Here is a 6,051-nt window from a genome sequence, read left to right on the forward strand (position 1 = left end):
CTGGGTGCCGCCGAGCGCCAGCGTCACCTGGCCCGGAGCCTGCTCCCCCGCGCTGAAAGCCAGCGACGAGAGGGCGCCGGTCACCTGGTCGCCGGCGCGATAGCCGTCGGCGTCCGCCGGGCTGACCGAGACACCCACCGCGCGCTGTGCGAGGTCGGGGGCCGCCGTCTTGTTCGCGTCGAACCAGTCGACCATCGACTGCAGGTCGATCTTGCCCGTGTCGCGCTTGCCCGCGCCCTCACGGAAGGTGAAGAAGTTGTCTCCACCGGCAGCGAGGAACGAGTTCGCGGCGACCGTGTATTCCGCGGCCGGATCGATCGGCGTGCCGTTGAGCGTGATCGAGGTGATCCGCGACCCCTGCGCAGCGGTCGGGTCGTAGGTGTAGACGAGCCCTTCCGAGACGCCGAGCTTGAGGAACGGACGCGCCGAGCCGGCCGGCTGCCACTGCTCTTCGAGCACGCCCTTGAGCTGCACGCCCGTGAGAGTGAGCGTCACCAGCGTGTTGGCGAACGGCTGCACCGTCGCCGCCTCGCGGTAGGTGACGTTGCCTGCGGGGTCGTTCGCGTTCGACGACGCATACGTGAGGTTGGCACGGATGCCACCCGGGTTCATCAGCGCGATGTCGGCACCGGTGGACCACTTCTGCACGTCGGCGACGAAGTTGCCGATGGTGGACTCGCCACCGCGGTTCTCCGAGCCGTTCGTCTGACGAGCGCGGTTGAAGTCCGCGGTGATGTCTCCGACCTTGACCGCACCGAGCACGTCGGCCTCGGCCTTCGCCTTCGCGACGATGTCGGCGACCTCGGGAACAGCCGGGTACAGAGCCTTGCCACCCTCGGTGAGGGGCTTGATCTCGTTGGTGATGGAGATCAGGTCCTTCGTCTTCGGGTCGACCTGGATGTTCATCAGGCCGAGGTTCTCGCCGTACTGTCCGGCCGAGATGACCGGGCGTCCGTCGATGACGTGGTTGTATGCGAGGTGCGTGTGCGCCGACACGATCGCGTTCACATCCTCGTCCACGCCGTACACGATCTCGCCCAGGGGCGAGTCCGGAGTGATGCTCGACAGCTCGACACTCGATGCGCCCTCGTGGACGAGCAGGATGACGACATCCGCCTCGCCGTTGGAAGCGTCTCCGTCGCGCAGGTCGTCGGCCACGGCGTTCACCGAGTCGACGATGCTGCGCACCTCGAGATCGGCGATGCCCTCAGGCGACACGAGCGAGTCGAGGTCTTCCGTGACCGCCCCGACGAAGCCGACGCGAACGCCGTCGAGCTCCTTCACCCAGGCCGGTGCGAGCGCGGGCTCGCCCGTCTCGGTGACGAACACGTTCGAGGAGATGTACTCCCAGTCCGCGCGGTCCTGCACGCGGTCGCGCAGGTCTTCCCAGCCCTGGTCGAACTCGTGATTTCCTGCGGCGCTGACGTCGAGACCGGCCGCGTTGAGCGCGTCGATCGTCGGGTTGTCGTCATTGATGAAGGAGGTGAACGTCGACGCGCCGATCAGGTCGCCGACGCCGGCGAAGATCGTGTTCGGGTTCTCGGAGCGGAACTGCTGCACCGCACCCGCGACGACGGCCGCGCCTGCGGCAGCACCGTCGGCCTCGATACGACCGTGGAAGTCGTTCATGGTGACGACGTCGATGCTCACCGGCGGGATCTCGGACGAGACGCCGACGATGATCGGGTCGTGATCGCTCGAGCGGAACGGCGTGCCCGCCTCCGTGGCGCCGAACGCATAGCCGCGATCGCTCCACTCGGGAGAGTTGATGCTCCACACCCCCGCGCCCGTGATGGACTCGGCCAGCGACGGCGACGCGAGCACGTGGTCGAGCGAGCCGAGCTCGCCGTCGAACGTGTATGTGTGCTCGTCCGGTGCCTTCTCGCGGGCGACGTCGCTCCAGCCCTCGCTCGTGAAGACCTCGATCGGGTCTTCCTTCGCGTAGGCGTTGAAGTCGCCGATCAGCAGGATGTCGCTGCTGCCGGTGATCTCCTCGATCTCGGCGGTGAAGCCCTTCAGCGAGTTCGCCTGCCTGACGCGATCCGCGTTGAAGAAGCCCTGTCCGTCTGCCGGCTCCGCGCCGCCGCCCTCGGGGGCGGACTTCGACTTGAAGTGGTTCGCGACGACCGTGACCACGCGTCCGTCGATGTCGAACGCCTGGGCGATCGGCTCGCGGGCGTTGCCCCAGACGGTCTCGTCGGTCACGGTGAGGCTCTCGCCGACCGTCTCGACGTCGTCCTTCTTGTAGATGATCGCGCTGGTGATGAAGTCGGTCGTCGCCGAGTCGTTCAGCTCGTCGGGGGTGCGGACGTAGTCCCACTCCTCGCTGCCGAGCGCGTCGTTGAGTCCGTCGACCAGGTCGGCCAGCGCCTCGTCGAGCGAGCCACCGAGCTTGATCGAGTTCTCGATCTCCATCAGCGACACGATCTCGGCGTCCAGACCGTTGATCGCGGCCACGATCTTCGACTTCTGGATCTCGAACTGGGCCGCGTTCGCGGCGCCTCGAGCGTTCGAGTTCTCGGTCTTCAGCGTCGTGAAGTAGTTGAACACGTTGAACGATGCCACCTGCACGTCACCGCCGACGCTCGGGGCCGAGTCGCTGCGCGGGTTGGTCGCCTCGAAGCCGACCTTCAGGTCGTCGGACGAGGTGCTGTCGATCGGCACCACCGGCTGCAGACGCCAGTCGTCGAACCCGTACTGCAGCACGTATCCGCGGTCGCTGAAGTCGACGGTGTCGCCGTTTCGCACCACGACGTCTTCGGTGAAGTACGGCTGGTCGTTCGGGTGGCCGCTGTTGGTGACCTGCAGCGACCATGCGTCGTCGAGCAGGATGCGGTTGGCGCGGTTCGCCGCCGCGATCGCCGTCGCCTCGGCACCCGGTCGCACGAGCTCGGTGCTCTTGACGTTCAGGTCGTCACCGGCGTTCAGCCAGAGGGTGCCGAAGTTGAAGAGCTGGTGGCTCGACGCGAGGCGGTAGGTGCCGGACGGTGCGACGTACATGTTCTCGTACTGCTCGCGGTCAGCACCCACAGCGGTGTCGGGCAGCGGCGTGACCTCGGGGACCCCGACCGCTGCCTGCACGACCGAGACACCAGACAGTGCAGAGGGGTTGATCTGCGTCTGACCGAAGTACTCGCTGACCGAGCCGGTGACCGAGACGAGGTCGCCGATCTCGAGCGTGGGCGCGAGAGCGTTGAGGAAGACGAAGACGCCGTCAGAGGCTCCCGGCGTCGCGTCGTTCGCGCCGCCGGAGCCCTCGGTCTGGATGACGATTCCCTTGTAGCCGCCGGTGCGGTGGTCGGCGGTCACGACGCCCTCGACGGTGACGGTCTGACCGCTCAGCGGGGAGACGTCGGTCGTGCCCTGCACCTCGGCGATCGAGACCGCGGTCGGCTCGGGTTCGGGCTCGGGGTCGGGATCGGGAGCGGTGCCCGCGTTCTGCGGCGTGATGGTGGGCGACAGGGTGAAGTCGGCCTTGTTGTCGTCGGTGTCCTTGCCGTCGGTGCGGTTGAGGGACTTGACGTCGGTGTTGCCGGTGGGAGGGGTGGCCGCCGCGGTCTCGAACGTGTTCGAGGTGCCGTAGCCGAGCACGTCGATGACGCCGTCGACTCCGGTGACGGATCCGGGCGTCAGGGTGATCGCGGCCGTGCCCTCGACGAGCGCGAGGGTGCCGTTCGTGCCGCTCGGGTTGAGCGTGCTCACCGCGTCGGCCTTCGGCAGGGCGGCGCCGTTGGCGCCGTTGCTGCCTGCCTGCACGAGATAGTGGCCCTTGGCGGGGATGACGCCGGTCAGCGGCGCGACGCCGTTGGAGCCTCCCGTTCCTGTGGCGGACCGGTACTGCAGCGAGAGACCGTCGAGGGTGACGGGCGAGGCCGTGGGGTTGTACAGCTCGACGAACTTGTTCGTGAACGCGGCGCCGGCGCTGCCTCCGGAGAGGTACGCCTCATTGATCACCACCCCCGTCCCTGCGACGTCGGCGGAAGCGGGCGCGGCGATCAGGGCGCTGGCGCCCAGTGCGGCGACGCAGGTGGCGGCGAGGACGCCGAGACGCCCCCGACTTCTGCGATCTGACGCGTGAACCTCGTGGTTCGCGGCGTCGGGAGCGGCCATCATCGGTGTTGTCTCCTCGGTATCGTCCGGCGACGGCTCTCGTGGAACCGCGGCTGCGCGCGTTCTCAGCTCACGCACATGTGAGCGAGCATACGGAGGCCCTCAGACAACCTCAACGGAGTTTTCCGATTGGTAACCAAGCCCTCACCGAACGTCCGGACCTGCCCCTGACGAAGGTGGAATATCGCGCCTGACGACGCTCAGATGCGCGCGAACCGCCGCGCGCATGCGCGCACTCAGGCCGATTCGCCCGCCGCGTGGGCGTCGTCGAACTCCTCGACCTCGCGCTCCCAGGCATCTTTCGCGAGTCGGTACCAGAGGTAGAACGCGAAGCCGGCGAAGATCGCCCATTCCACCGCGTAGAAGACGTTGAGCCAGTTCACCGGCGACTGCTCTTCGGGCGCGGGCGACGAGATGTCGGTCAGACCCGCCTGGGCCGTCGTCGACGCGAGATACGGGCGGTAGACGTCGAGCGCGTCGGTGTCGTGCCAGTGGCTGAGCAGGGCCGCGGTCGACATGCGGTCCATGCGCTGGGGGTCGTCTTTCGGGGGCACCGAAGGGCCCTCGTCAGAGATCACCCTGCCCGTGATCGATGCCTCGGCATCACCCGCGTTCAGCTTCTCGACCGCGGCCTCGGCGACCGCGCGATCGGCGGTCCAGCCGATCGCCACCGCGATCGACGTGCGCTCGGCGACCCGGAGCTGGCCGGTCACCCAGTACCCCTCGACGTCGTCGTTGAACCGGCTCGACACGACGAGGAAGTCGTCGGCGATCCAGGTTCCCGACGTCTCGACCTTCTGTCCGACGAGCGGCTCGGGCAGGTACGCGCCCGGCTCGACGACGTCGGCCAGCGGACGCACCTGCTCGGTCACCCCCGCGGGGGGCGGATCGGTGTCGATCGCGCGCTCGAGCTGCCACTGGCCGAGCCACGCGAACACCCCCGCGACCACCAGGCACAGCACGAGCATCCCGATCCAGCGTCCCCGGAGCATGACCTCGCGGAGCGTGGGTGGGAAAAGAGCGGCAGAAGTCACGGTGACGTGCAGGGCCTCAGGCCTCGTAGGGCGCGAGGACGACCTCGACCCGCTGGAACTCCTTGAGGTCGGAGTATCCGGTGGTGGCCATCGACTTGCGCAGTGCGCCGATGAGGTTGGCCGTGCCGTCGGCGACGGGGGCGGGGCCGTAGAGGATCTCCTCGAGCGTGCCGATGCCGCCGACCTCGACGCGACGACCGCGCGGGAGCTTGGAGTGGTGGGCTTCGGGACCCCAGTGGAAGCCGCGACCCGGCGCGTCCGTGGCGCGCGCGAGCGCGACGCCGAGCATGACCGCGTCCGCGCCCATCGCGAGCGCCTTGACGATGTCGCCCGAGGTTCCGACCCCGCCGTCCGCGATCACGTGCACGTAGCGTCCGCCGGACTCGTCGAGGTAGTCCCGACGGGCGGCGGCGACGTCGGAGACCGCGGTCGCCATCGGCGCGTGGATGCCGAGCGTGGCGCGAGTGGTCGATGCCGCTCCCCCGCCGAAGCCGACGAGGACGCCGGCGGCGCCCGTGCGCATCAGGTGCAGGGCGGCGGTGTAGGTGGCGGCCCCGCCGACGATGACGGGCACGTCGAGGTCGTAGATGAACTTCTTGAGGTTGAGCGGCTCGTCGACGCTCGACACGTGCTCGGCCGACACGGTGGTGCCGCGGATCACGAACAGATCGACACCCGCCGCAGCGACCGTGTCGTAGAACTCCTGCGTGCGCTGCGGGGTCAGGGACCCGGCGACGGTGACGCCCGCCTCTCGGATCTCGGCGAGACGCTGGGTGATGAGCGCCGGCTTGATCGGCTCGGAGTACAGCTGCTGCATCCGCGCGGTCGCCTCGCCCTCGTCGAGGCCTGCGATCTCGGCGAGCAGCGGCTCGGGGTTCTCGTAGCGGGTCCACAGCCCCTCGAGGTC

Annotated in this window: 3 protein-coding genes; all 3 read right to left on the reverse strand. The window is 68.6% G+C overall.

Going from position 1 to position 6,051, the window contains the following annotated elements; all coding sequences use genetic code 11:
* On the reverse strand, positions 1–4,113 hold a 4,113-nt coding region (locus J7E68_RS08565; protein WP_215171721.1), incomplete at its 3' end, for an ExeM/NucH family extracellular endonuclease.
* A 233-nt stretch (positions 4,114–4,346) separates the two neighbouring features.
* Complete coding sequence (locus J7E68_RS08570) at positions 4,347–5,102, reverse strand: SURF1 family cytochrome oxidase biogenesis protein (protein ID WP_215171723.1); 756 nt, start codon at positions 5,100–5,102, stop codon at positions 4,347–4,349.
* A 58-nt stretch (positions 5,103–5,160) separates the two neighbouring features.
* Positions 5,161–6,051, reverse strand: an 891-nt coding sequence (locus tag J7E68_RS08575; RefSeq protein ID WP_251048793.1) for a GuaB3 family IMP dehydrogenase-related protein, incomplete at its 5' end; no start/stop codon positions are given.

It is taken from the genome of Microbacterium sp. ISL-103 (assembly GCF_018613995.1).
GTDB lineage: Bacteria > Actinomycetota > Actinomycetes > Actinomycetales > Microbacteriaceae > Microbacterium.